Source organism: Metabacillus litoralis (assembly GCF_003667825.1).
GTDB classification, from domain to species: Bacteria; Bacillota; Bacilli; order Bacillales; family Bacillaceae; genus Metabacillus; species Metabacillus litoralis_B.
In genome coordinates this window covers 4,062,780-4,087,265 of sequence record NZ_CP033043.1, presented here as the reverse complement: position 1 = coordinate 4,087,265, position 24,486 = coordinate 4,062,780, and the positions used below count along the sequence as shown (strand labels likewise).

At 35.2% G+C, this 24,486-nt stretch carries 23 protein-coding genes; 11 read left to right on the top strand and 12 right to left on the bottom strand.

Going from position 1 to position 24,486, the window contains the following annotated elements; all coding sequences use genetic code 11:
- Nucleotides 1-19: 19 nt before the first annotated feature.
- The 10 genes from D9842_RS19905 to D9842_RS19865 all read left to right on the top strand — a co-directional run bounded on the left by D9842_RS19905 (nt 20) and on the right by D9842_RS19865 (nt 8,116).
- A complete protein-coding gene (locus D9842_RS19905) occupies nt 20-304 on the top strand; it encodes a PTS sugar transporter subunit IIB (RefSeq protein ID WP_121664035.1) in 285 nt (94 codons plus the stop codon).
- 63 nt (nt 305-367) lie between these two features.
- Nucleotides 368-1,399: a zinc-binding dehydrogenase gene (locus D9842_RS19900; RefSeq protein WP_121664034.1), complete on the top strand. Its 1,032-nt coding sequence runs from the start codon at nt 368-370 to the stop codon at nt 1,397-1,399.
- A gap of 266 nt (nt 1,400-1,665) precedes the next feature.
- Complete coding sequence (locus D9842_RS19895) at nt 1,666-2,139, top strand: PTS sugar transporter subunit IIA (protein WP_121664033.1); 474 nt, start codon at nt 1,666-1,668, stop codon at nt 2,137-2,139.
- 1 nt (nt 2,140) lies between these two features.
- The gene (locus tag D9842_RS19890) at nt 2,141-2,422 is read left to right on the top strand and encodes a PTS sugar transporter subunit IIB (protein WP_121664032.1); all 282 of its coding nucleotides are present in this window, start codon (nt 2,141-2,143) and stop codon (nt 2,420-2,422) included.
- Nucleotides 2,423-2,515: 93 nt separating this feature from the next.
- Complete coding sequence (locus D9842_RS19885; protein ID WP_121664031.1) at nt 2,516-3,778, top strand: PTS galactitol transporter subunit IIC; 1,263 nt, start codon at nt 2,516-2,518, stop codon at nt 3,776-3,778.
- A gap of 185 nt (nt 3,779-3,963) precedes the next feature.
- Nucleotides 3,964-4,140, top strand: a complete 177-nt coding sequence (locus tag D9842_RS26065; protein WP_162987518.1) for a hypothetical protein — start codon at nt 3,964-3,966, stop codon at nt 4,138-4,140.
- Between the two features lie 54 nt (nt 4,141-4,194).
- A complete protein-coding gene (locus D9842_RS19880) occupies nt 4,195-4,461 on the top strand; it encodes a phosphocarrier protein HPr (protein ID WP_121664030.1) in 267 nt (88 codons plus the stop codon).
- Nucleotides 4,462-4,543: 82 nt separating this feature from the next.
- Entirely contained in the window at nt 4,544-5,341 is a 798-nt protein-coding gene (locus D9842_RS19875) for a Cof-type HAD-IIB family hydrolase (RefSeq protein ID WP_162987517.1), read from the top strand.
- Nucleotides 5,342-5,583: 242 nt separating this feature from the next.
- Nucleotides 5,584-6,516 carry an L-lactate dehydrogenase gene (locus tag D9842_RS19870; RefSeq protein ID WP_121664028.1) on the top strand — a complete coding sequence of 311 codons (933 nt, stop codon included), beginning with the start codon at nt 5,584-5,586 and terminating at the stop codon, nt 6,514-6,516.
- A 28-nt stretch (nt 6,517-6,544) separates the two neighbouring features.
- Nucleotides 6,545-8,116 (top strand): L-lactate permease, encoded by a 1,572-nt coding sequence (locus D9842_RS19865; protein WP_121664027.1) that lies wholly within the window; start codon nt 6,545-6,547, stop codon nt 8,114-8,116.
- Nucleotides 8,117-8,160: 44 nt separating this feature from the next.
- Here the strand turns inward: D9842_RS19865 and D9842_RS19860 are convergent, their stop codons facing one another.
- The 12 genes from D9842_RS19860 to D9842_RS19805 all read right to left on the bottom strand — a co-directional run bounded on the left by D9842_RS19860 (nt 8,161) and on the right by D9842_RS19805 (nt 23,648).
- On the bottom strand, nt 8,161-11,667 hold the full coding sequence (locus D9842_RS19860) for a bifunctional 2',3'-cyclic-nucleotide 2'-phosphodiesterase/3'-nucleotidase (RefSeq protein WP_121664026.1): 3,507 nt from the start codon (nt 11,665-11,667) through the stop codon (nt 8,161-8,163).
- A gap of 441 nt (nt 11,668-12,108) precedes the next feature.
- The gene (locus tag D9842_RS19855; RefSeq protein WP_121664025.1) at nt 12,109-13,263 is read right to left on the bottom strand and encodes an endo-1,4-beta-xylanase; all 1,155 of its coding nucleotides are present in this window, start codon (nt 13,261-13,263) and stop codon (nt 12,109-12,111) included.
- Between the two features lie 444 nt (nt 13,264-13,707).
- The gene (locus D9842_RS19850) at nt 13,708-14,154 is read right to left on the bottom strand and encodes a hypothetical protein (protein WP_121664024.1); all 447 of its coding nucleotides are present in this window, start codon (nt 14,152-14,154) and stop codon (nt 13,708-13,710) included.
- A 14-nt stretch (nt 14,155-14,168) separates the two neighbouring features.
- Entirely contained in the window at nt 14,169-14,924 is a 756-nt protein-coding gene (locus D9842_RS19845; RefSeq protein WP_121664023.1) for a hypothetical protein, read from the bottom strand.
- 282 nt (nt 14,925-15,206) lie between these two features.
- Complete coding sequence (locus D9842_RS19840; protein ID WP_121664022.1) at nt 15,207-16,187, bottom strand: glycoside hydrolase family 43 protein; 981 nt, start codon at nt 16,185-16,187, stop codon at nt 15,207-15,209.
- A 612-nt stretch (nt 16,188-16,799) separates the two neighbouring features.
- Complete coding sequence (locus D9842_RS19835; RefSeq protein WP_121664021.1) at nt 16,800-18,746, bottom strand: ABC transporter permease; 1,947 nt, start codon at nt 18,744-18,746, stop codon at nt 16,800-16,802.
- Nucleotides 18,736-19,497 (bottom strand): ABC transporter ATP-binding protein, encoded by a 762-nt coding sequence (locus tag D9842_RS19830; protein ID WP_121665147.1) that lies wholly within the window; start codon nt 19,495-19,497, stop codon nt 18,736-18,738. The genes D9842_RS19835 and D9842_RS19830 overlap by 11 nt, the downstream gene beginning before the upstream one ends.
- Nucleotides 19,498-19,620: 123 nt before the next feature.
- A complete protein-coding gene (locus D9842_RS19825; protein WP_121664020.1) occupies nt 19,621-20,625 on the bottom strand; it encodes a sensor histidine kinase in 1,005 nt (334 codons plus the stop codon).
- 2 nt (nt 20,626-20,627) lie between these two features.
- Nucleotides 20,628-21,311, bottom strand: coding sequence for a response regulator transcription factor (locus D9842_RS19820; protein WP_121664019.1), 684 nt, complete (start codon nt 21,309-21,311; stop codon nt 20,628-20,630).
- Nucleotides 21,312-21,327: 16 nt separating this feature from the next.
- A complete protein-coding gene (locus D9842_RS19815; RefSeq protein WP_121664018.1) occupies nt 21,328-21,867 on the bottom strand; it encodes a hypothetical protein in 540 nt (179 codons plus the stop codon).
- A gap of 166 nt (nt 21,868-22,033) precedes the next feature.
- On the bottom strand, nt 22,034-23,167 hold the full coding sequence (locus D9842_RS19810) for an NADH-dependent flavin oxidoreductase (RefSeq protein WP_257535928.1): 1,134 nt from the start codon (nt 23,165-23,167) through the stop codon (nt 22,034-22,036).
- A 187-nt stretch (nt 23,168-23,354) separates the two neighbouring features.
- Complete coding sequence (locus D9842_RS19805; RefSeq protein WP_121664016.1) at nt 23,355-23,648, bottom strand: Dabb family protein; 294 nt, start codon at nt 23,646-23,648, stop codon at nt 23,355-23,357.
- Between the two features lie 213 nt (nt 23,649-23,861).
- Here D9842_RS19805 and D9842_RS19800 point away from each other — a divergent pair, with 213 nt between their 5' ends.
- A complete protein-coding gene (locus D9842_RS19800; protein ID WP_121664015.1) occupies nt 23,862-24,467 on the top strand; it encodes a class I SAM-dependent methyltransferase in 606 nt (201 codons plus the stop codon).
- Nucleotides 24,468-24,486 lie beyond the last annotated feature (19 nt).

The following is a 24,486-nucleotide window of genomic DNA, read 5'->3' as shown; positions in this document are numbered from 1 at the left end:
ACTAGGAAGGAATATTGTAATGAAAATATCTACTATTCTTGTTGCTTGTGGTGCTGGAATTGCTACTTCAACAATTGTAGCTCAACGTGTAGAGAGTCTTTTAAAAGAAAACAAGATAAGAGCGGAGCTCATCCAGTGTACTATTTCCGAGGTGGGATCTCTTCAGTCTAATGCAGATTTAATTATATCAACTACATTATTACCAAAAGTTTATGAAACACCTACTATCGTTGCAACATCTTACATAACAGGTGTAGGTATGGAAAAAATTGATCAACAAATTTTGGACTTATTAAAAAAGTGAATAAGAGTATTTTATTGCTCTTTATGAATATAAGTAAAAAAGTTTTAACAAGGAGTGAAGAAAATGAAAGCAGTAATGAAAACGGAACCAGGTTATGACAATATGTCATTAGTGGACATTCAAGAACCAGAAGTATCAGGTGATTTAGTAAAGGTAAAGGTGGCCTATACAGGAATTTGTGGAACTGATATTCATACATATACAGGAGAATATCGAAATTCAAAAACACCAGTTGTTCTAGGTCATGAGTTCTCAGGAGTAGTTGTAGAAGTTGGGGATGCTGTAAAAAAGGTTAAAGTTGGAGATCGAGTTACAAGTGAGACAACATTTACAACATGTGGAGAATGTGAGTATTGTTTAGAAAAAGATTATAATTTATGTTCTACACGTAAAGGGATTGGAACGCAAGTAAACGGGAGTATGGCTGAGTTTGTTGTTTCAAGAGAAGAGAGTGTACACGTTTTACCTGATAGCATCAGCTTTGAAGCAGCGGCATTGACTGAACCATTAGCTTGTTGTACTCATGCTGCATTAGAGAAAACAACAATCAACGAAGGAGATAAAGTATTAGTTTTTGGTCCTGGTCCAATTGGTTTACTTCAATGTCAAATTATAAAAGCAAAAGGTGCGTTTGTTATTTTAGCTGGTATTACAAAAGATAAACAACGCTTAGAATTAGCAAAATCGCTAGGTATTGATGTAATAGTTGATGTTCTCGAAGAGGATTTAGCAGATGTTGTTATGAAACATACAGATGGTTATGGTGTTGACAAAGTATTTGAATGTTCTGGAGCAGTACCTGCTCTAAATCAAGGCTTACCGCTTGTGAAGAAAAAAGGTACATTTGTGCAAGTAGGTATTTTTGCAAACAAATTAAATCAGCTAGATCAAGAATCAATCATTCAACGTGAAATAACATATGTGGGAACTCGTTCACAAAAGCCGAGCTCATGGCACTTAGCGTTGAAGCTATTGGAAGAAAATAAGATTGCAACTGATAAAATGATTACAAAAGTTGTGTCATTAGAAAATTGGCGCGAAGGCTTTGAAGCAGTTATGACTGGTAATGAGATTAAAGTTATTATTAAATCATAAGTCTCAAATTTTAATATTCTAATATATTTATAGAATTATTTTTTTACATCACAATGTTGTACAACTCAAGATCAACCAATGGTGATGAAACCGCATTCAGAAAAGGCTTTCTAAGTGATATGATTACTTTAGTAGCTACAAAATAAAACACAAGGTTAATAAAGATTAAAATTGGAACTACACATTTAGCTTTTCCAATCAATTGTACGTGATTAACCTAAACCATAGTGAAGTGAATAACTAGATATTGATTGGAGGATAACAAAGTGTTATTAGATGAAACTCTTATTTTAAAAGATATAGAAGCTAGCAGCTCTGAAGAAGTAATTGAGATCATGGCAAGAAACTTAAATGATTTAGGAATAGTTAAAGAAAGTTATATCCAAGCAGTAATTGAAAGGGAGAAATCATATGCAACGGGTCTTCCAACGAATGGTTGTTCTGTAGCTATTCCGCATACTGACACTGAGCATGTAAATAAAAAAGCAATCAGTGTCGGAGTGTTAAAAGATACAGTGGAGTTCGGCATTATGGGTGAAGATAGGGAAAAAACTCCTGTTAAATTAGTGTTTATGTTAGCTATGGATGAGGGACACTCCCAATTAGAACTTCTACAAAACTTAATGCGTATTTTTCAGGATGAAAATGTCCTATCAGAATTATCTACTGAAGAATCGAAAACAAAAATTAAAGATTTACTACTAGATAAGCTTAATTTTTCTGTGAAAGGTGGTGAGTAAGTTGAAAAAGCAAATATTAATCGCATGTGGTGCTGGTATTGCAACTTCTACAATCGTTAATGATGCTGTAGAGGCAATGTGTAAAGAAAATGGAATTGATGCAACTCTTCAACAAATTAAAATTACTGAAGTTGGTTCTTATGTAGATACAGCTAGTCTTTTGATTAGTACAACAATTGTACAAAAAGAATATCCATTCCCGGTTATTAATGCAAGAGCGTTCTTAACAGGAATCGGACTAGATGATGTTAAAGCAAAGATTCTAGAGGAACTTAAAAAATAATAGATTCTTAAACATCTCGATTCTCTAATCTTTAGCGAATCGAGGTCCTTTCAATCTTAGAGTCGACAGATGTTAAAAGGAGGCGAATTTAAAATGAATGGTATGGTAGAAGCTTTACAAGCATTTCTAGCATTAGGACCAACAGTAATCTTACCTGTTGCCATTTTCTTAATTGGTATTGCTTTTGGACAAAAGGTAGGAAAAGCTTTTCGCTCAGGTATTACAATTGGTGTAGCATTCGTTGGTATTTTTCTAGTCGTTGATTTATTAGTAAGTAACTTAGGACCAGCAGCAAACGGGATGGTTGAGAGATTTGGAATTGAGTTAAATGTTATAGATGTTGGATGGCCTGGTGCTGCGTCAATGTCATGGGCATCACCAATAGCTGCATTTATTATTCCTTTGGGCCTATTAGTAAACGTTATCATGCTTGTTACGAAAACAACAAAAACAATGAACGTAGATATCTGGAACTTCTGGCATTTTACATTCACAGGAGCTCTTGTTTATACAGTTTCAGGAAGCATAATCCAAGGATTAGCGGCTGCAGTTATTTTCCAGATCATTTGTTTGAAAATTGCAGACTGGACAGCACCTATGTTAAGAGATTATTTTGATCTTGAAGGTATTGCTGTTGCAACAGGAAGTACAGTTTCTTACGCACCACTTGGAATACCACTTGTTAAGCTTATTCAAAAAGTACCAGTAATTAAGAATTGGAATGCAGATCCAGAAACGATTCAAAAACGCTTCGGTGTTTTCGGAGAATCTATTTTCATGGGATTGATTTTAGGTATTGGATTGGGATTACTAGCAGGATATTCATTCGGTGAAGTGATCCAAGTTGGTATGGCCATGGCAGGGGTTATGGTGTTAATGCCAAGAATGGTTAAGATACTAATGGAAGGTTTAACGCCTGTTTCAGAATCAGCAAGATCATTCTTAAGCAAAAAGTTTGGTCAGCAAGACATTTACATTGGTCTAGATGCTGCCGTTGCGATTGGACACCCATCAGTTATTTCAACAGCTTTAATTTTAGTACCAATAACGGTTGCATTAGCTGTAGTATTACCTGGTAACAATGTTTTGCCATTTGGAGATTTAGCCACAATTCCATTTATCGTGGCATTCATTGTAGGTGCTGCACGAGGAAATATTATTCATTCTGTTATTGTAGGAACAATTTTAATCGCATTAACTTTATACTTAGCTACAGATTTAGCACAAGTTCATACTCAATTAGCAATTGACGGTAAATTCAATATGCCAGAAGGAACAAGCTTGGTATCAAGTCTTGACCAAGGTGGAAACTTCATCAACTATGTTGTTTATAAGATATTCGCAATATTTAACTAGAACACCCAGAGTATTACTTTTGCAAAAGTTATTCTCGTATAATAATTGAAAACAATGTAAAATGACTATATATAGGTGTTAAAGAGAAATAAAATTGTCTAAGTATAGCTCTAGTTTTTGACTGGAGCTATTAATTTTAATGAACCTTTTTTAAAAGAAACTATGTAAGAGAAAGGTGAGGTAGTATGATTGAAACATTTGTCGATTATGCATTAGGACCACACGGTAGATATTTAAGTGAGTTATACCTCGATAATCAGTTTCTAATCAATACAATCGTTGTTGGATTTGCCTGTTACAAAATATTCTTTGGAAAACGAAAGCAAGATCCTTCAGTAAAATCGGTGACTGAAACAAAATAGTCTTATTGCATGATAGAGTAATATAAAATTGAGATGTTTGAAAGGACGGGTTACATGGTAGAAAAAACATTTAACATTATCGATGAATCTGGAATTCACGCACGTCCAGCTACTCAAATAGTAAGTGTGGCGTCAAAGTTTAATGCAGAAATTACACTTGATTATAAAGGGAAAAGTGTAAACTTAAAGTCAATTATGGGAGTTATGTCTCTCGGTATTCCCAAAGGTGCTGAAATCAAAGTTACTGCTTTAGGTGCAGATGAAAGTGAAGCTGCCCAGGCAATCTCTGAAATTATTACAAAGCAAGGCTTAGGAGAATAACGAGCATAAAATGGAGTCTTGAACATCTCAAGGCTTTTTCTTTATACCTTTCAAGGATCATTTCTAAAGGAGGAGTATGATTTTGGTAGACACACCGATTGTATTTTTTGATTTGGATGGCACTCTTTTAACAAGTGAATTTAAAGTAGCTAATAGTTCCATAGATGCTATTAAGACCATAAAAAAGTTAGGTGCTGAGCCAGTTATAGCTACTGGTAGAAATATTAGTGAGATTGGTAATGTATTAGAACTCACAGGTATTCGTTCATGTGTTGCTATGAATGGCCAGTATGTTATGTACGAGGGTAAGGTTATTTATGAAAATCCACTTGACCAAAATGAAGTAAAGCTTTTACATACAACAGCTTCTCAAAACGGTCATGATTTAGCATTTTACAACGCTGAATATATAACAGTTACTGCAGGAAATTCTGATGTAATCACAAAAAATTACATAGAACGTGTAGGAACAAAATATCCTCCAGTAGATGAGACGATGTATTTAAAATCCCCCATTCATTTAATGGTCCTTTTCTGTAATATAGGCGAGGAACTCTATTATCAAGAGCAATTTCCATATTTTCAATTTGTTCGGCACTCTCCTTTAGGATGTGATGTGTATCCTAGAGACACTTCTAAGGCATCAGGCATTCAACGATTAATGGAACATCAGAATTTATCATTGGAAAATTCGTATGCATTTGGTGATGGATTGAACGATATTGAAATGTTTCAACTTGTTAAGCACCCTATTGCAATGGGAAATGCAGTAGAAAATTTAAAAAGTATATCTAAATATGTAACGACTTCTAATAATGAAGATGGCATAATGAAGGGGCTTCATCAATGTGGGTTATTAGATTCAGGTGTAATAAAATAAAGAATAATTAAAATTTTAAACTTAACTAAGAGGGGAGAAATCCCCTCTTTTTATCTTTTAAAGAAGGGGCTTTAAGTGTATTAAAATCTAGTTCTAACTAGATTTTATAAAAAGATTAACAGAGTGTGATCTTTATCACATTATAAATTACATTATGGTGTTAATCTTAACTCAAGTTATAAAACACACACTGGATTGTGAAAAACTTCACAATATAAAATGATAAATTGGAGGAATACAAAATGAATGTAACACTAGGAAATAAAGTTGTATTAGTTGGTACTGGAGCGGTTGGATCAAGCTATGCTTATGCGTTAATGAATCAAGGAATCAGTGATGAGCTAGTGCTTGTAGATTTAAATGAGGAAAAAGCGAAAGGTGACGTAATGGACTTAGATCATGGAATTGTTTATGCACCAAATTCTATGAGCATCACATTTGGTACTTATGAAGATTGCAAGGATGCAGCACTTGTTGTTATTTGTGCCGGTGCTGCACAAAAGCCCGGAGAAACAAGATTAGATCTTGTAAGTAAAAATGTAAAAATCTTTGAATCTATTGTAAACCAAATTATGCAATCTGGATTTAACGGAATTTTCTTAGTGGCTACAAATCCAGTTGATATTTTAGCCTACGCAACATGGAAATTTTCTGGATTGCCAAAAGAAAGAGTGATCGGATCTGGAACAGTGTTAGACTCTGCTAGATTCCGCTATTTATTAGGTGAAGAATTTGATACAGCCCCAACAAGTGTACATGGCTATATTATCGGAGAACATGGTGATTCTCAATTACCTGTATGGAGCTCTGCAAATATTTCTGGTACACCAATTGCACCGAAATTAACAGAGGAACGAAAACAGGAAATTGCAGTTCAAGTTCGAGATGCTGCCTATAAAATCATTGAATCTAAAGGGGCAACATATTACGGAATTGCTATGGGATTAGCGAGAATTACGAGAGCAATCTTAAAGAACGAAAATGTGGTTTTACCAGTTGGGGCTTACCTTGATGGTGAAGATGGACACAGTGATGTTTATATTGGGGTCCCAGCTGTGATCAATCGCACAGGTATAAAGAAAGTTGTAGAGCTATCTTTAAATGATCAAGAGCAAGAAAAATTCACAAAGTCAGTTAAAACACTAAAAGCTATTCAAGCTACTATTTGGGGTTAGGTAAAAACCACACAGAGGAGAATTCATCATGTTAGTTGAGACGTTTGATCCATTTCAGCATCTCGCCATATCAGCATTAGTTGCAGCCATACCAATCATATTGTTTCTATTATGCTTAACAGTGTTCAAGATGAAGGGAATACATGCAGCTTTATTAAACTTAGCAGTCACCTTCTTAATTGTATTAGTAGTCTTTAAGCTCCCTTTTGGAGAAGCAATCGGAAGTGTCATCCAAGGAGCCATATTAGGATTATGGCCGATTGGTTATATCATTGTGATGGCAGTATGGCTTTATAAAATTGCAGTAGAATCAGGTAAGTTTGATATACTTCGAGGAAGTATAGTAGGGATTTCTCAAGACCAACGGATTCATTTATTATTAATTGGCTTTTGCTTTAACGCATTTCTTGAAGGAGCAGCAGGCTTTGGAGTTCCAATTGCGATATGTGCTGTACTCTTAGTTTCATTAGGCTTTAAACCATTGCAGGCAGCGATGCTGTGCTTGATAGCAAATGGTGCATCAGGAGCTTTTGGGGCAATTGGTATACCGGTGGGCATCATTGATACATTTCATTTGGAAGGTGTAACATCAATGAACGTCTCAATGATGACGGCTTTAACTCTACCAATGATCAACTTTACCATACCATTTCTCCTAGTCTGGTTACTAGACGGTTTTAAAGGAGTGAAAGAAATATTACCAGCTATTTTAGTCACATCTGCTACTTATACAGTGACACAGGCAGTCATTACAGTCACGATAGGACCAGAGTTAGCCGATATTATTCCGTCACTATTAGCGATGGGGACGCTAGCGTTATTTCTGAAAAAATGGCAACCAAAAGAAATTTTCTTGCTAAACGGTAAAAAGTGTGAAGTTGAAAAGCATTCTATGAGTGAAGTAATCAAAGCATGGTCTCCATTTTATTTGCTAACAATCTTTGTCTTAATTTGGAGTTTACCAGTTTTTAAAGGACTATTTACAGAAGGTGGGTTACTTGCAGGAACAGCAGTAAAGTTCACAATCCCTGGCTCTTCAATAGGGATGGGAATTGATTTAATAGGGGCAACAGGAACAGCCATTCTTTTAGCAGGATTAACAACTGTCGCTTCTGCAAAAGAAATTAGGTTCAAAGAAAGCTTTAAATTATTGAAAAAGACGATTTTAGAATTTAGAATTCTAATCGTGATGATTTCTGCGATTATTGGTATTGCAAAGCTAATGACATACGGTGGATTAACAGTTGCGTTAGGGCAAGCGGTAGCCACAACAGGGGATATATTCCCATTATTAGCTCCAATATTAGGGTGGATTGGCGTATTCATGACAGGATCTGTGGTAAATAACAATACATTATTTGCACCAATTCAAGCTACAGCAGGTAACATCATTGGAACAAACCCATCTTTATTAGTTTCTGCAAATACTGCCGGAGGAGTCATGGCGAAGCTTGTTTCTCCACAATCTATTGCCATTGCAACAGCAGCAGTAGGGGAAACAGGTAAAGAAGCAGAGTTAACGAAAATGACATTAAAATATAGCTTTGGGTTACTAGGGTTTGTATGCCTTTGGACGTTTGTTCTAGCATTGATTTTTTAGAAATGAAAAGGAGGCTGACACAATTAGGTCAGTCTCCTTTCAGTTTAGTTCACTCTTGTGATTCTTCCTTCGGATTTATAGTCAATTGGAGAAGGTAAACTCTTAACGTACTCAACTGTAGCATCAAGATCTACTGGTCCAACTTCCATGCTTGAAGAAAGCTTTCCGAAGCTAGTTTTAATATTTCCATACATATAGTTATTTACAACGACTGTATATTCTGTTGCTGGGTCGATTGGAGTTCCATCAGGTAAAAGAATATCCTGTACTTTTCCAGTTTTAGCAGCAGCATCATAAGTGTACGTATATTTAAAGCCTGAAATATGGTAATCAAGACCTCTTTCAGTAATTTGCTCATCTAAAATAACTCGTAAATCAGCACCACTTAGAGTAGCCTTATTCAATACATTTCCAAATGGTTGCACTGCAAATAAATCACCGTATGTGATCTCACCAGCTTCAAGTGGTGAACGAACTCCGCCACCGTTCATAAGGGCAAAGTCAGCGCCCATTGCATCCTTCATGCCATCAGCAATGAGGTTGCCAAGTCCATTGTCACCGAACTCATTGGTTACTGAAGGATAGCCTTTTTCAAGGGTGGATACTGATTGACCAACTACTTGAGCTTTGATTGGCTCAACCTTTTCTTTATACTTCTTCATGATAGTTGCTACTGCAGTATCTGGAGTATATTTGTCCTGGTAAACTGTTTTAATTTCTGCTTTTTTACTAAAAATATCCCCTGTAAAAGGATCAATTTCTAAATCAACATCTGAGAAAGCAGACCCATAAGAATAAGCTTGTACAATTAATTTATTATCTACCACTCTATTAACATTTACATGGTTATGAGCAGCAAAGATAACATCAACTTCATCATTTATTTGTTCTGCTATTCTGCTAGCATCAAATGAGTCAGTATAACCAGTTTGTGTAGCTGGATTGTGTGCTAAAACAACAATCGATTCAACACCTTGTGCCTTTAATTCCGCTGTATATTTATTAATTGCTTCTGCTTCATCTGTAATTTTTAAAGTTTCGTTTCCTTTTGTCACGATCATTGAAGGTGTTTCTTGAGTCACAACCCCAATGACACCAATCTTTTGACCACCAGATTCTAATACTGTGTAAGGTTTAGTGATTAGCTGTCCATCTCTTGTGTCATAAGCATTTGCAGCTACAAGTGGAAAGTCCATTCCATCATAGCCTGGAGTTCCATTTGGGTGATCTCCGCCATTCATCATCCGTTTTAACTCATCAATTCCTTCATCGAATTCATGGTTACCTAATGTTCCAGCATCAAAGCCGATTTCTTCTAAAACTTCAATTGTTGGCTCATCTTGGAAAAGAGCTGAGATAAGTGGGCTGCCACCAATCATATCACCAGCATGAACTAGTAAAGTATTTGGATTTGTTGCTTCTTCCTGTTTAAGGGCAGCAGCTGTATATTCTATTTGACCGGCTAAAGACTCACCTACTTTAGTCACTGTATCTAATTGGCCATGTAAATCATTTAACCCTAAAAGCTGTACCTTTACCCCACGGTTTAGGTCAATATTGAAAATACCAAAGCCTTTATCATCAGTTTGTCCAGTATATGAGAATGGACTTCCTTCAGTAATGTACTGCTCTGCCTTCGGTGAGGTTGTAAATGTAACGTTCACATCAGCAGGGATTGGTGCAATAGACCAGTTATTATCAGCTGTTGGAGTAACTTCTTTTACTTCCGAAATATAATCCATTAAAATTTGGCGGTTTTCATCAGCAGAATCCACGACTAACTCACTGCCTTTGAGACCAGGGAAATTCCCACCGCCACCAGCACGATAATTGTTTGTCACCACAACAAATTCTTGTTCTGGATCAATTGGTTCTCCGTTGTATTCTAAGTTAACAACACGGCTGGATTCTGGGTTAACAAGATTCCCTTTCGTGTCGTATTTAGCTGGCTGAGTGACATCAATTTGATATTCAACTCCGTCAATGACATCGAAGTTATACACTGGGAAAGAAGGATTTAATAATTGTTGTGCATCAGTTTTAGTGGTGTCAATTGTATTGAACTTACCTGCTGACATTTCAATCCATTCTTTTACAACTGAACCATTCACCTTTACAGCTTTTAATGTGTTGTCATAAAGATACAGATCCCCAGCACTACGGATTGTTAAATCACCTTTTTTGATTTCTGTATATTCTTCAACACCATTACGACCTGCCTTGAAAGGTGCTCCAACAGATAAAATTGGAAGATCTTTTAATTCAGGCTTGTTCAATGAGATATAGTTTTCTACATACCATTTTTGCGCATTTGTTACGACTTGAACAGAAGGATCATCTTGAACAAGGGCAAAATAGCTGTAAATATCATCAGTTGTTGTTCCGATTGGTGTATTTACATAGTCAATCGTATCTTCATGTGCATCCTTTACGGCGTTGACAATTTCTTGATCAGGTTGCACATTATCTATTGCTCTAGTAGAAGATTGAGAATTAGAAACCTCCCACTTTCCTTTAATCTTTTGAAGGGTAAGATCAATGATTCCGAGAGAACCACCGCCATAGCCTGCTTGAACAGCAGCAACACCATTGATTGTACCTTTATTATTATCTACTCCAGGTAATGGTTGTCCGTCAGCACCTTTGAAAAGTGCATCTAAGCTGGCAACATCCTTAGCTGGAAACGTTTTATGAGTATGTGAGAATGTAATAGCATCAATTCCGTCTACTTTACTTAAAGCATAAACTGCATCTTCTGTGTTGTCTTCATTTGCACTAAAACCAGAGTGAGCTAAAGCGATCACAACATCTGCACCTTTTTTCTTCATTTGAGGTACATATTTTTTAGCACTTTCGATGATATTTTTTGTGATTACTTTACCATCTAGATGAGCTTTGTCCCACTCGTTGATTTGTGGGGGAGTAAAACCAATATATCCAACTTTGATAACATTCGTTTTCCCATCTTCATCTTTTACTTTTTTATTAACGATTTTATAAGGGCTATATTTATTAACATCATTTGATGGATTATCATCATGATCATCAATATAAACATTTGCATTTACAAAAGGAAATTCTGCATCATCATACACTTCATCTAGGTAGTCTAGACCATAGTTGAACTCATGGTTTCCAAGTGTAACCATATCATAATCCATCATATTCATTGCTTCGATAGCTGGATGTACCTCGCCGTCCTCAAGTGGATCGATCTTTGCTTTATAGGTGCCAAGAGGGGTTCCTTGAATAAGGTCACCGTTGTCTACGAGGACAGAGTTATCTACTTCTTTTCTTGCTTCCTTAACAAGAGTTGCTGTTTTAGCTAGTCCAAGTTTAGGAGCTTCAGCATTTTTGTAGTAATCGAAGTTGAGCAGGTTCGTATGAATGTCTGTCGTTTCCATAATTCGAAGCTCTACTTGTGATTGAACCTTAGAAGTAGTAGGTTTGGCTGCATTTACAACGCTTGTCATAAACGGGGTTGATAACAAACAAATGGCTAAAGTACTAGTTAAAATCTTTTTACCTTTAAGCTTGCTTTGCAACTTCATTCGATACATCCATCCTTTAATTTTTTTGAGAGATTAAGTCTCCAAAGCTAAATATAGCAGAATTATTTTGTAATAGTTTAATTGTTTTGAATAATGGTTATATTCTACTATCATATTTTTTTGTAAGTTAATTTTAGTAGTGCCAGATGCTTATAAATGACACTATGAAAAGGGAGTATTAATGGGTATAATTCCTCTGAAATTTCGTATTGTAAAACGCCTTTACAGTAGCTTAATAAAGTCTTTACAATTCCTGAAATAGTAAACGCTTTATTGTTTAAGGGAATATTTTACAAACGACTAAAGTGAGTGAAATAAGAGGGGAGAGAAAAGTAAATGAGTAAGAGCAAAAACGATATATTTAATATTGTAAAATAATTATAGAGACCTAATTAACAAAAAAATACTCCAGCTTTTACTCTGGAGTATCTATAAAATAAATTAATCAATAATAGACCAATAAGCAGGTTTCACTTTATAATCTGGATCAAACACAAATGGAGCATCTTTTCCTACGCCATCATTGTACTCCTCAGCGCGGTCATCTAACCAAGTATGGTTATCTGTAATTCCCCAGAAAGTAACGTTACTAATTTTTTTATCTAGTTTCTCGTACAGTTCAAATAAAGCATTGTATCGTTCTGCTTGAGCTTTAAAAACTTCAGCTGGAATTTCATCGTATGTTTTATAAGCAGGTTTTGGTGGCCAACCATATAGACTTACATCAAGCTCTGTAATTTGATTATCTAATCCAAGACTAGCAAATAGATTAATAGAATCTTCTGTTTGTTGCAAAGTAGGCCATCCAAGTTGGATATGTGATTGGTGTCCAACACCGTCAATTGGGACGCCTTGCTCTAAAAGGTCTACAATTAAATTATATAAGTCATCTCTTTTTGATTCTACTTCTGTATTATAGTCATTAATATAAAGCATAGCATCATTTCCACCATATTTATGAGCAGTTTCAAAGGCTACTTTAATAAAGTCAGTTCCAGTGATTTTAAACCAATCTGATTGACGTAATCCACCACCATCATCAATGACTTCATTTACAACATCCCAAGATTTCACATCATCTTTATAACGTGTAACAATCGTTTTAACATGATCCTCAACACGTTTTAATAAAAGCTTTTTATTTTTCATACGTTTTACAGGATTTTTTTCATCGACCATTTTTTTCCCATCTTTATCAAGGAAGAACCACTCAGGCACTTGGCTATGCCAGATTAGAGCATGGAATCGAATGTCCATATTGTTCTCTTTTGCAAATTTGACAATCTTGTCAGCTTCTTTAAAGTTAAACTTTCCTTCTTCTGGCTGAATATTAATTGGCTTCATCACATTTTCAGCAACGATGCTGTTATAATGGCGTTTTAACATGATTGCATCTTTACCTTCTAATTGACTTGGCTCTACAGCTGCTCCGATTGTAAAGGAGTCTTTATATCTTTGGTCTAACTGTGGTGCTGTTAAGGCACTAATACTAGGTTTTTCCGTAGTAGTAGCAGCAGAAGCAGTACTCATTCCTACAGGTAATAATAAGGCTAGGGCTAATCCAGAAATAATTGGTTTACGTAATACGTTTAACATGTTTTAATCTCCTTTTTAATATAGATTTGAAAGGCTTTCTAAAACAAATTCTGAATAACTCTAATGAACCTCCTTTTTATTAAATGAAATAAAGTAAGGGCTTACATTTCTGTAGGAAGTTAACTATGTATGGTAATGGTAGAGCCCTAACTGAAATTGATTATAACAACTTTAACTTTGTTTGGCTACTAAATAAACAAAGTTATTTGGCAATTCAATAAATTTAGTAAAATAGTAATAGTTTATTTTAAAGATAAAGGAGATGAAATCATGACTATACTCCTGGTTAATGCGGATAATGAAAGGCTCTACGCGCAAGAGGGCTTTAAGCAGGAGGAAGGGTGGTTTGTTGTCAATATAAGCTGTGAGGAATATATTCTGCTAGTGAAGCGATAGGGGGTTATGACTAAGTTCGGTTGATTAAGAAACAAATTGCCATACTTTCTATAATTTTAACACCCCCACAGTAAGAGCCTTATAATTCCATAAAACATTCTTAATCAACTGAATTTGATCACCCTCTAAACACTGAATGATAACGGTCACCTCAGGCAACCGTTTTGGCATTTTAGAGCCATTCTTATTATTGAGGTAATAGATGCTATAACCAATTGTAAATCCAATGAATGCACCAAGTAACCCCCATATAATTGGGCCTAGAGTTAGGATAAATCCTATACTAGCACCAATAACAGCACTACCAGTCGCGCAAGCCATTCCAACTTCAAAGGCATTTGAACGAGCGCTCCTCGTTCTACCTTGTAGTCGTTCATTTGGATCACTTTCCATAAAAGTCACAAGTATTTGCTCTCTTGTGACATATTTGCTTTCTAGAACGGCTAGGGCTTGCTCCATTTCAATTGTTTGTTCAAATGTTCCAACAATAATCATAATAAAACTCCTGCTTACTTGAAGATACGAGGGCGATTTTGTCCATATCGCTCTGTTAGATGCTGACGCTGTGCAATACGGTATAGCTTATTATGTCCAATTGTTGTGACATATGCTTGATAAATGGATCCTCCCAATACTGATGGCATAAACAATAACCAGTGTGGGTCAAGGGTTGAACTTGAACCAACAACATTACCGAATACTAATGTTAGTATGGCTTCATGGAGGTTTGAAAAGCTTAAATAGATCCACCACCAAAGCATAGCGTAGAAGGCAAGAGCAACTTGATGATTGTAAAGTTGGCCAAGGCCTGGAAAGAGCAAAGAGTAAAACGCACTAACAAATGGACTTTTTCTTTCGATATATTGAATTTCGTTCGGTGCAATTTTCAACCTTGAAACAGAATGATTTTCTAAATAAGCAATGTGACATAATTTGTTTTGATAAACAGTAGACCTATAGCTATCCCAGATGATTACTAGGTATGTTATGAGATAGCCAAAAGCCCATTTCGGCTCTAAAATGGATACAGACTGTTTAAATTTACCGCAAAAGGAAAAGATCATTGCTTCATTGATATGAGCAAATGTATTTATAAAAACTTCACTTAAGGTTAAAAGGGTAGCTCTTATATACTGGTTAAGCAAATAATGTCCAAATCCAGGAAATACTGCAGACCACCAAGCGATCATGATTGGATTGTGCTGTTGAAGATATGTTGTGCCTAGTGTATGAATTGTAGCGAGAGTAGGTTTTTTTTGGCTCATTTTGATCGTACCCTTTATATTATATTGTTATAATCTTATTCTTCCCCAACTGAATCAATTTCATAATGAATCATTTGTTACAAAAATACGTATGAATTTCACCTTTATTAGTGTTTTTATCCGTGTATTGTTTATTAAAAAGTTGAGGATGAATAAAAATGTTCGTTTTTTGATTTAAGAGTCATTATTATGAAATTAAATCAACTAAATTCAAAATTAGTGAAGGTTTTGAAAAAATGTAAAAGAACACCACAATAATTCATTGTAGTGTTCCAAGTTAGCTTATTTATAAGGATCTATCGTTTGAATAGTGCCGTCTTCATTGTAGTGTATTTCCGCATATTTCACACTACGTTTATGATCGACTCCGTCTGATAATGAACAATCATGATAAAATAGATACCATTTATCTTCAAACTGAACGATTGAATGATGAGTAGTCCAGCCTGTTACTGGAGTAAGAATTTTCCCTTTATACGTGAATGGACCTTGTGGGTTTTTGCTTGTTGCATAAACGATGCAGTGAGTTGTTCCAGTTGAATAGGAAAGATAATATTCATCATTATATTTATGTACCCAAGCTCCTTCAAAAAATCGTCTCTCTTCGTCACCTGCTAAGATTGGATTGCCATCTTCATCAACGATTGAGATTTCTTGCGGTTTAGATTTAAATGTAAGCATATTATCCTCTAGTTCAGCTACCATCGGACCTAATGCCGGCTCTGATGCTGCAGGACCCTCACCATCTGGATTAAAAATTCCAGTCTGCCACTTTTCTAGCTGACCTCCCCATAGACCACCGAAATAAATATAAGACTTGTTGTCATCATCTACTAATACGGCAGGATCTATACTGAAACTTCCTGGGATATAACTCTCTTGAGGAGTAAAAGGGCCTGCAGGGTTTGAGCTTGTTGCAACACCAATTCTAAAGATATCGTCATGATCTCTTGCCGGGAAAAACAAATAATAGGTGTTGTTTTTGAACGCTGCATCTGGTGCCCATAATTGTTTCTTTGCCCAAGGAATATCTTTTACATGAAGAACCTGTCCATGATCAATACAAGGAGATTCGAAATTATCCATTGATAATACATGGTAATCCTCCATTTTGTACTGATCACCATTGTCATTTGAAGGCTCATTATGATCCAAGTCATGTGAAGGATAGATATAAATTTTCCCTTCAAATACATGTGCAGAAGGATCTGCTGTAAAAATATGTTCAACGATAGGTTGGTTAGGTTTTGGTTGTTTACTCATCTTAATCTCCTTATCTACTAGAAATTTGTAAGCGTTTGTATTAATTATAGCAGACTTTGTTTATTAATTAAACAAACTGCACAAAAATTTTTTATATTACCTAAAGAATTCATACTAAAATTACCATTTGTTTTTATTAAAACAGCATAATTGGGATTGATGTACTGAATGTAGGAGTGTTTTGGATATTTAAGTTGAAAATAGTTTAGAAAGAAAAGGATCTAATGATATTCATTGTTGATGTGAAGGTATAGGAAGAATAAATAGGAGGAGAAATTCCGCTTAAGGTATATAGTAGGTGCATAAATAGCCGATATAAGCGGATATATTCCGGTTAACTTCTATAAATAGAAGCAAATCTTTAGATTTGGTTCAAATAAGCGGAAAAATTCCCCCTATTTTGTTAAAAACGCTGGTTTTTCCTAATTTAAACGGAATTTTTCCGTTTGTTTCCCAGAAGACGCAACTATAAAGTGTAAAAAAATGCTTGGAGACACAATGTTCCAAGCATTTAATCATATTATCTGTTAATTTATCGTCGAATTACTGTACGGTCAATCTAATTTTGCACTTCAAAACCGAACCCGTTAACAAAAAGTTAGGGGCCATCGACTATAAAGCTTCTTTTATCACCTTTTTATAATATAAAACAGACAAAATACCAAAGATTGAATATAACGCAGTATAAACAACCATTACCATAATCATCGGTGTCCATATCTCGGTTCCAAATAAAAACCATCCAGATTGAACAGCAAAATAGCTATGAAGTAATCCAATAAACAATGGAATTCCGAAGTTATAAATTTGTTTCATTCTAATTCCATTAAGTAGGTCTCCTTGAGTATATCCAAGCTTTCTTAAGATCGTATAATTTGATTTTTCATCTTCACCTTCATCCATTTGTTTGAAGTAAAGAATACATCCTGACGTAATCAGAAAGGTTAATCCTAAAAATCCAACGATAAACATCGCTAACCCCATTGTCCTCTTTTGACCGTTTGCCATAGCTAGTTGTGAATCATGTCCTTCATTCTGGTCAAACCCCAGCTTTTGAAAAAGGTCATTAGCTCTTTGTATATTACTCTCATCATTAATATTTAACCCGATATAAATAGAAGCTTCTCTTTGAATTTCCTGTTCAAGATCCTGTTTTAAACGCTTAAAAGTAGAGTCGTCAACAACTGCGGTAGGTATTCCACCACTGGTAAAATACCATGAAATAGGATAATGTCTTTTTATTCCTATAAGCTTTTGGGAAATGACCTCATTTTTTCCCTTCAGTTCAATTTGACCGGAGTTTTTCATTTTCATAAACTTTTGCAGAAAATCATTATAGCCAGTAAAAAGAGTTTCATCTGCTGCAACATCAATATCCTTAAGTGCTTTCTCACTAATAACAGGCATTGGCATAGCGCTTGGCTGATAATTTAACCCTTCTAATTTAGCGTCTAAAATATTTGATAGGTTCGTATTGACTTGAAGAACCTCAATTTTCTTTTCCTTATATGCTATATTAGCTGCTTCTAATTCGCCTTTAAAAGTATTTGCATCTTCAACATTTGTTATAGCAAAGTCGTCCGGAACACTATTTTGTGCTTGCTTTTCAGCTGAATAATAGGAGATATAACTGAGGGATAGCAAGCCAATGGCTAGAGCTGAAACGGTTGTGATAATAGTTAGTAAAAGAGCATTAGACTTCATACGAAACATAATGGAGGAAAGAGACAATACCTCATTAATATTTAAATATCCGCCTTTTTTCTTTCGAATAATGTTTGCAATAAAGCGAACAGAGCCTTTATAAAATAGGTATGTTCCGATAATAACGGAAGCTAAGATAAAGGTCATGGCAAAAAATAATTCATTAACCGTTGCAAAATCTCCGCCAAATAATTTAGAAGACACATAATAGCCTAGTATAATAAGAGCTAATCCCAAAACTCCAATAATGGTTTCTATAACTGATATTTTCTTCACTTTTCCTTCTGTTGTAGAAGTTACTCGAAAAAGAGAGAGAATGCTTTGCTTCTTAATAAATAAGGAATTCATTCCGATGATTAGCAGATAGATTGCCACAAATATAAAAATTGTTTGGACAAGTGCTTGCCAAGAAAAATGCATGGTAGCAATCTCATCAACAGCTGTTGTTTTATATAAAATCATGGTAATAAGCTTTGAAAAGGAAAAGCCGATAAAGATACCTATAGATAAAGAGCCGAAATAGAGAATAAGATTTTCTGTACTTAGAATCCGAAAGATTTCAGCTTTTGTCATCCCAATCAATTGAAATAGTCCAATTTCTTTACTACGTCTTTTGATAAAAATGTTGTTTGCGTATAAAAGGAAGATACTCACAATTGCAACAAGTAAAATGGATGCTGTTTTAACAGCTGCTGCTCCTTTTACTGTACCTTTTGCTTCATCCATAGAGGGATCATATTGCAAGGTAACGAAAGCAAAATAAAGAGCAACACTAAAAATCAAAGCAAACGCATAGAGATAATAGTTCTTAAGATTTTTCTTTAAGCTTCTAAATATAAGCTGATTAGTGGTCATATTTTACACCACCTAATACACCTTGAGTTTTGATAATATCCTGGAAGAAACGCTGTCGATCTTGCGCACCTTTATTTAATTGAGTATAAATTTGTCCATCTTTTATAAAAATCACTCGATTACAGAAGCTTGCCGCAGTTGGGTCATGTGTAACCATCAAAATGGTAGACTGGCGGTTTTGATTTAATTCACTTAATTTATGCAATAAATCTGAAGCGGATTTTGAATCAAGAGCTCCTGTAGGCTCATCTGCAAAAATAATACTCGGCTCATGAATAAACGCCCTTGCTGCAGATGTTCGTTGTTTTTGTCCACCGGATATTTCATTTGGATATTTATCTTTTAGATCATAAATGCCTAAGGCAGTAGCCAATTCTTGAAACTTTTGATCAGCTTCTTTTTTAGGTGTTTTTGTGATTGATAGTGGAAGAAGAATGTTTTCTTTCACAGTAAGAGTATCTAACAGGTTATAATCTTGAAAGATAAACCCTAAATGATTTTTTCGAAATTGGGCAAGTTGTTTATCTTTAAGCTTTGTCATTTCGTTGCCTTGGATCATAATAGAACCACTACTGACTCGGTCAATGGAGGAGAGGACATTCAGCAGCGTGGTTTTTCCTGAACCGGACGCCCCCATAATACTAACAAACTCACCTTGTTTAATTGTGATATCTATTCCCTTTAAAACCTCTTGTTTATTAAACTTATTGCCAAAGCTTTTATGAATTTTCGTTGCTTCTAAAATATTCATCATGGAAAAACTCCCTTTCATTACGAATTGATCTTTAGCTTTCATCTAACTTCATTATAAAAAAGGATGATCAGCTTTTCCCTCGATTGTTCTAACAAAATAGAAGAGCATGTGACAATGTTGTCACATGCTCATTACATTCACAAAGTCATTGCTTTTTGGAAAGGTAAGTATAATGGTTGTTCCTACGCCCAGCTCGGATTGGATGGTAATCTCAATTAACAATGGTTTAGCTACTTTTTTTGCGAGATACAGTCCCATTCCTGTTGCTGATTGGTCATCATGATTGGTTGTAGAGGTAAAGCCTTTATCGAATATACGAGGGAGATCTTTCGCATCTATTCCTCGCCCAAAGTCTTGTATTTGTAAGTATGTATGTTCATCTTGTTGATAGCTTTTAATATAAATATCAGAGTGATCACTATATTTAACAGCATTTGTTAAAAGCTGTCTTATAATGAAAGCAAGCCATTTTGTATCGCTTAATACTTCTGTTTTTTGAAGATCGATATCAAAACCAATTCCTTTTTGAATACACCAAGATTGTAAGGTTTTTAGTTCCTGAAACAGCAAAGCTTCTAAATCTGTTTTTTCTATTAGTAAATCATTTTCAATAAAAAGCAATCGTTTTTGATGAAGCTGCTGATCAAGAAGTAAGTGAATTCGAAGCCACTCATAGGTTATTTGGGATTTCAATGTATCATCTTCTATTTTTTCAATCATTAAATGCATGGCTGTTAGAGGGGTTTTCACTTCATGAATCCATGATAATAAATCATCTTTTTCCTGCTCTAATTTCACTTGATTTTGTGAGGCGATCGTTTTTAAGTAGTCTATTTGCTCAATAAAACTACTTTCTATCATCTGCTCAAACGGACTATCAGGCTTTATTAAACGAGTTAAATCAAAATCTTTTTCCCGTTCCTGTAAAGCTTTATAAAACTTAGTTTCTTTTTGATAACGAAAAGCAAGGAAAAAGAGTAGGATAAGTGTCATAAGAAAGGTTACATACACTATAGATGATAGTGAAATTTTCGGATCAATATAAGCAATAAAAAGCAAAAGAAGGAGTTGGAAAATAAAATAGACGATCCAACTTCGTCGTTCCAGAAGATATGTTTTTACCATGTTTATACCTCTTCTACGGCCATATAGCCTTGTCCGACTTTGGTTTCAATGAAGCTTCCTAATGAAATCTCATCCAACCGTTTTCGCAAACGGTTTACATTAACAGTTAATGTATTATCACTAACAAAACGCTTATCATCCCATAGCTGATTGATCATTTTTTCCCGGCTAACAATTTTATTTTTATGGTCAATTAATATTTTTAAAATAAACATTTCATTTTTTGTTAGTTCTATAGAGCCAACATGGTTGGAAACAATATTTCTTTCTAAGTCTACTGTGGCACTGCACCATGTTTTCACTGTTAGCTGTTCACTGCTATAGTCATATACTCTGCGAAGAATGGCTTGAATTTTAGCGATAAGAACGTCAAAGTGAAAGGGCTTTTGAATGAAGTCATCGGCACCAAGCTGCATAGACATCACCATATCAGTAGGGTGATCTCTTGAAGAGAGAAAAATAATAGGAACATTTGATCGTGATCTAATCATTCGGCACCAATGAAATCCGTCAAATTTAGGAAGCTGTATATCAATGATGACGAGTTCTGGATTAATAGAAATGAACTCCTCCATGACCTTGCTAAAATCCGTAATCCCATGCACATCATAAGACCAGCCGGTTAATCGGTCTTTTACTTCGTTAAACAGGGTCATATCATCTTCAATAACTAAAAGTTTAAACAAAATTTTCACCACACTACTAGTTTAATGTCTCTTTTTTTCTTAATTTTTTTATAGCTAGAATAACTAAAGTGATATAGCCAATGATCAGTCCATATCCAATTACGATAATGAGTAGAGGTACATAATCAGGTGTAGTTCCTGAATCGGTTGACATTGCAGCCAAGAACAAAGGCATAATTGGCAACATAATCATACCAGGACCTGTACTAACGAGTAACAACCCACCAGGAATTAAAACAAGCCATGGCCAGATTGTTCTTGATGTTTTTTCTGAAGGTGGACTTGCAGTTGGTCTGGAATTTTGGATGTTAGTGTCCCTTTTAAAAATATGAAATTCTTTAATTGCATCAAAGGAACGCTTCATTGCCCAAATTGCACCAAGAACGATCACAAGTGCAATGGTAAGGTAAAAGAGAGAAAAGAAATGAAAGACACCTGATTGCTTAAATTTCATTAAAAATAAAAATATGAAACCTGGAAGGGCATTGACGAGGAATAATGCTCCACCTATTAAAACAAACCATGCCAATAAAGGAGGTTTTTTTTCTGTACTCATCGTATTTTCCTCTTTCAAAAGATCCTTTTTATTACTATTATAGAATAACCTTTTGGAAAAATATACCGTAATAGATGAGGGGGTACAGATATATTGTGACAGGAGCTTAAGAAGTTAGAAAATCACTCACGAGCATAGAATTCGTGAGTGATTTCTAGAATAAGTATTAAACGCCAGGGAACCAACCTGGTGTATTGATAATCGCGTTCCATAGTGGGTCAGGAATAACGAGTTCTTCTTGTTTATCTTTATTTATTTCTGTTACAATTTCGTCCTCTTTTCCTTCTGACACCTTTTGAACCCAATCAGGATCAATAATAAGCTCTCTTCCTAATGCAAGAAGAGGTACCCCTGTTTCAAAGGCTTTACGAGCATCTTCAGCAGAGTAGATAGATCCTACACCAATTAGTGGTACACGATCATTAATTGTTTCCTGAAGATAAGAGATTCTAGTTTTTGTTAGATCTTCCACACCTCTTCTAGGTGTTGAGAAGAAATCAAATAGTGATACGTGTAAATAATCAAGACCTTTGTTTGATAAAGCATCTACAAGTGCTAGAGTTTCATCCATTGTGATACCAGGCGTTTCTGGTTCTTCCGGTGAAAAACGGTAGCCAACAATAAAAGGTTCTTTAGCATGTTCTAAAACAACCTTTTTAACTGTATCAACTACTTCTAAAGGAAAAGTCATTCGTTTTTCAAGGCTACCACCAAATCGATCTTCACGTCTATTCGAGTGTGGAGAGAAAAACTGTTGAATTAAGTAACCATTAGCCCCATGAATTTCTACTCCATCGAAGCCTGCTTCAATCGCACGGCGTGTGGCTTCGCCAAAGGCTTGAATGATATCCTCAACCTCTGCTTCCGTTAAGGCTCTTGGCTTCTTGTCAGGTTCTTCTGTTGATACCCCACCGTTTTCAGCAGGAATATCACTTGCACTAACTATTTCACCGTTAGGCACTAACTCCGGAGGACACATTCTTCCGCCATGAAAAATTTGCAAAACAGCTTTAGCACCTTGCTCTTTGATTCTTGTTGCTAGCTTTTCTAAGCTCGGAATCATTTCGTCATTATCTGCACCAAATTCACCATGAAATCCTTTGCCATTAGGTGTAATGTAGGCACAAGCAGTAATAACCATACTTACTCCTTTAGAGCGGCGTGCATAGTAATTTACTTCTTCTTCAGTTACAGTTCCATCCTGGTGAGAAGAGAAGTTTGTCATTGGAGCCATGATCAGACGGTTTTTTAATTCTATTCCATTAGGTAATGTATATGTAGATAAAAAGTTGTTACTCAATTGTATCTTCCTCCTTGTTTTGGTGTACTTGTTATAGTAAGAAAATGATCTACATTTGTACATAAATATGCTTAGCAAATGTGTTAGGGTTTATGAAAAAAGATTGATAATTTTATGGAGGGGAGGAAGGAAGATAAATAAAAATAAAAAGACACTGCAATACTTTGCAATGTCTTTTTCCCTTTAATTAAATTTCAATATCTACACCGATGCTGTCAATTCTACCAGAATCGCGAATAAACGCCGCAACTGCTTGGTGATCTTCGTTAGCTGCATACGCATCAAGAGCTGCTTGATCTTCAAAACGGACAATTAATACAATTTGATATTCTTTGCTTTTCTCAGCAAGATTAAGACCTGCATGAATTTCAACAATCCCAGTTAACACATTCTTTAATGCTGTAAAACGACTAATAATCTCTTGATATTGTTCTTGTGTTGTTGTTTCTTCGAATTTAATAAGCACAGTACGTTGAATCATGTGAGTTTCTCTCCATTTCAATGACTTTTCTGTATAGTATTTAACCAACTAACTAAGCGGCAATTTCTATCTCATTTTACATTTTGTGTTATTGGATATCAAATATGAAGTTATAGAAAAGAAGTGAATCTTTCATTAATTCATGATCGTAATACGAGTGAGTATAACAGTTGAGAAAAGCAAACAAAAAAATGGAGAAGAGTGTGGTCTTGAATGGATCTAAACAAACAGGTCAAATTATTTGATAAGCAAGCAAATAAGTATGCAAAGCGCTTAAGGCAAAATACAAGTGATCAAAAAATGAGGAAAAGGCTGCTTTCATCCGCAAAAGGACATATTCTAGAAGTCTCAGTTGGAGCAGGTGCAAATTTTAACTATTATCCTAAAGATTCAAAAGTAACTGCTGTAGACTTTAGTCCCTTAATGATTGAAAAGGCAAAAGAGGAAGCAAGACATCATAAGCTTCATGTAGAGTATATAGTTGGTAATGTAGAAGAAGTCATTTTACCCGAGCGTGCATTTGATACAGTAGTATCCACACTCTCATTATGCTCTTATCCCAATCCTGAAAAGGTACTGCAATTGTTGAATTTTTGGTGTAAAGAAGACGGTCAAATACTACTATTAGAACATGGCATTAGTTCGAATTCTGTTTTTTCATGGCTACAAAACAGAACAGATTTCTTTTTTGCAAAAAGCATAGGTTGCCATATAAACCGAGATATTTTACACATATTAAAGCAATCGCCATTGCATATAAAAAAGATGGATAGCTATATGTTGGGGTCTGTTCACCTTATTTGGGCAACACCACAGTAAAAAATCCCGAGGCTAATAA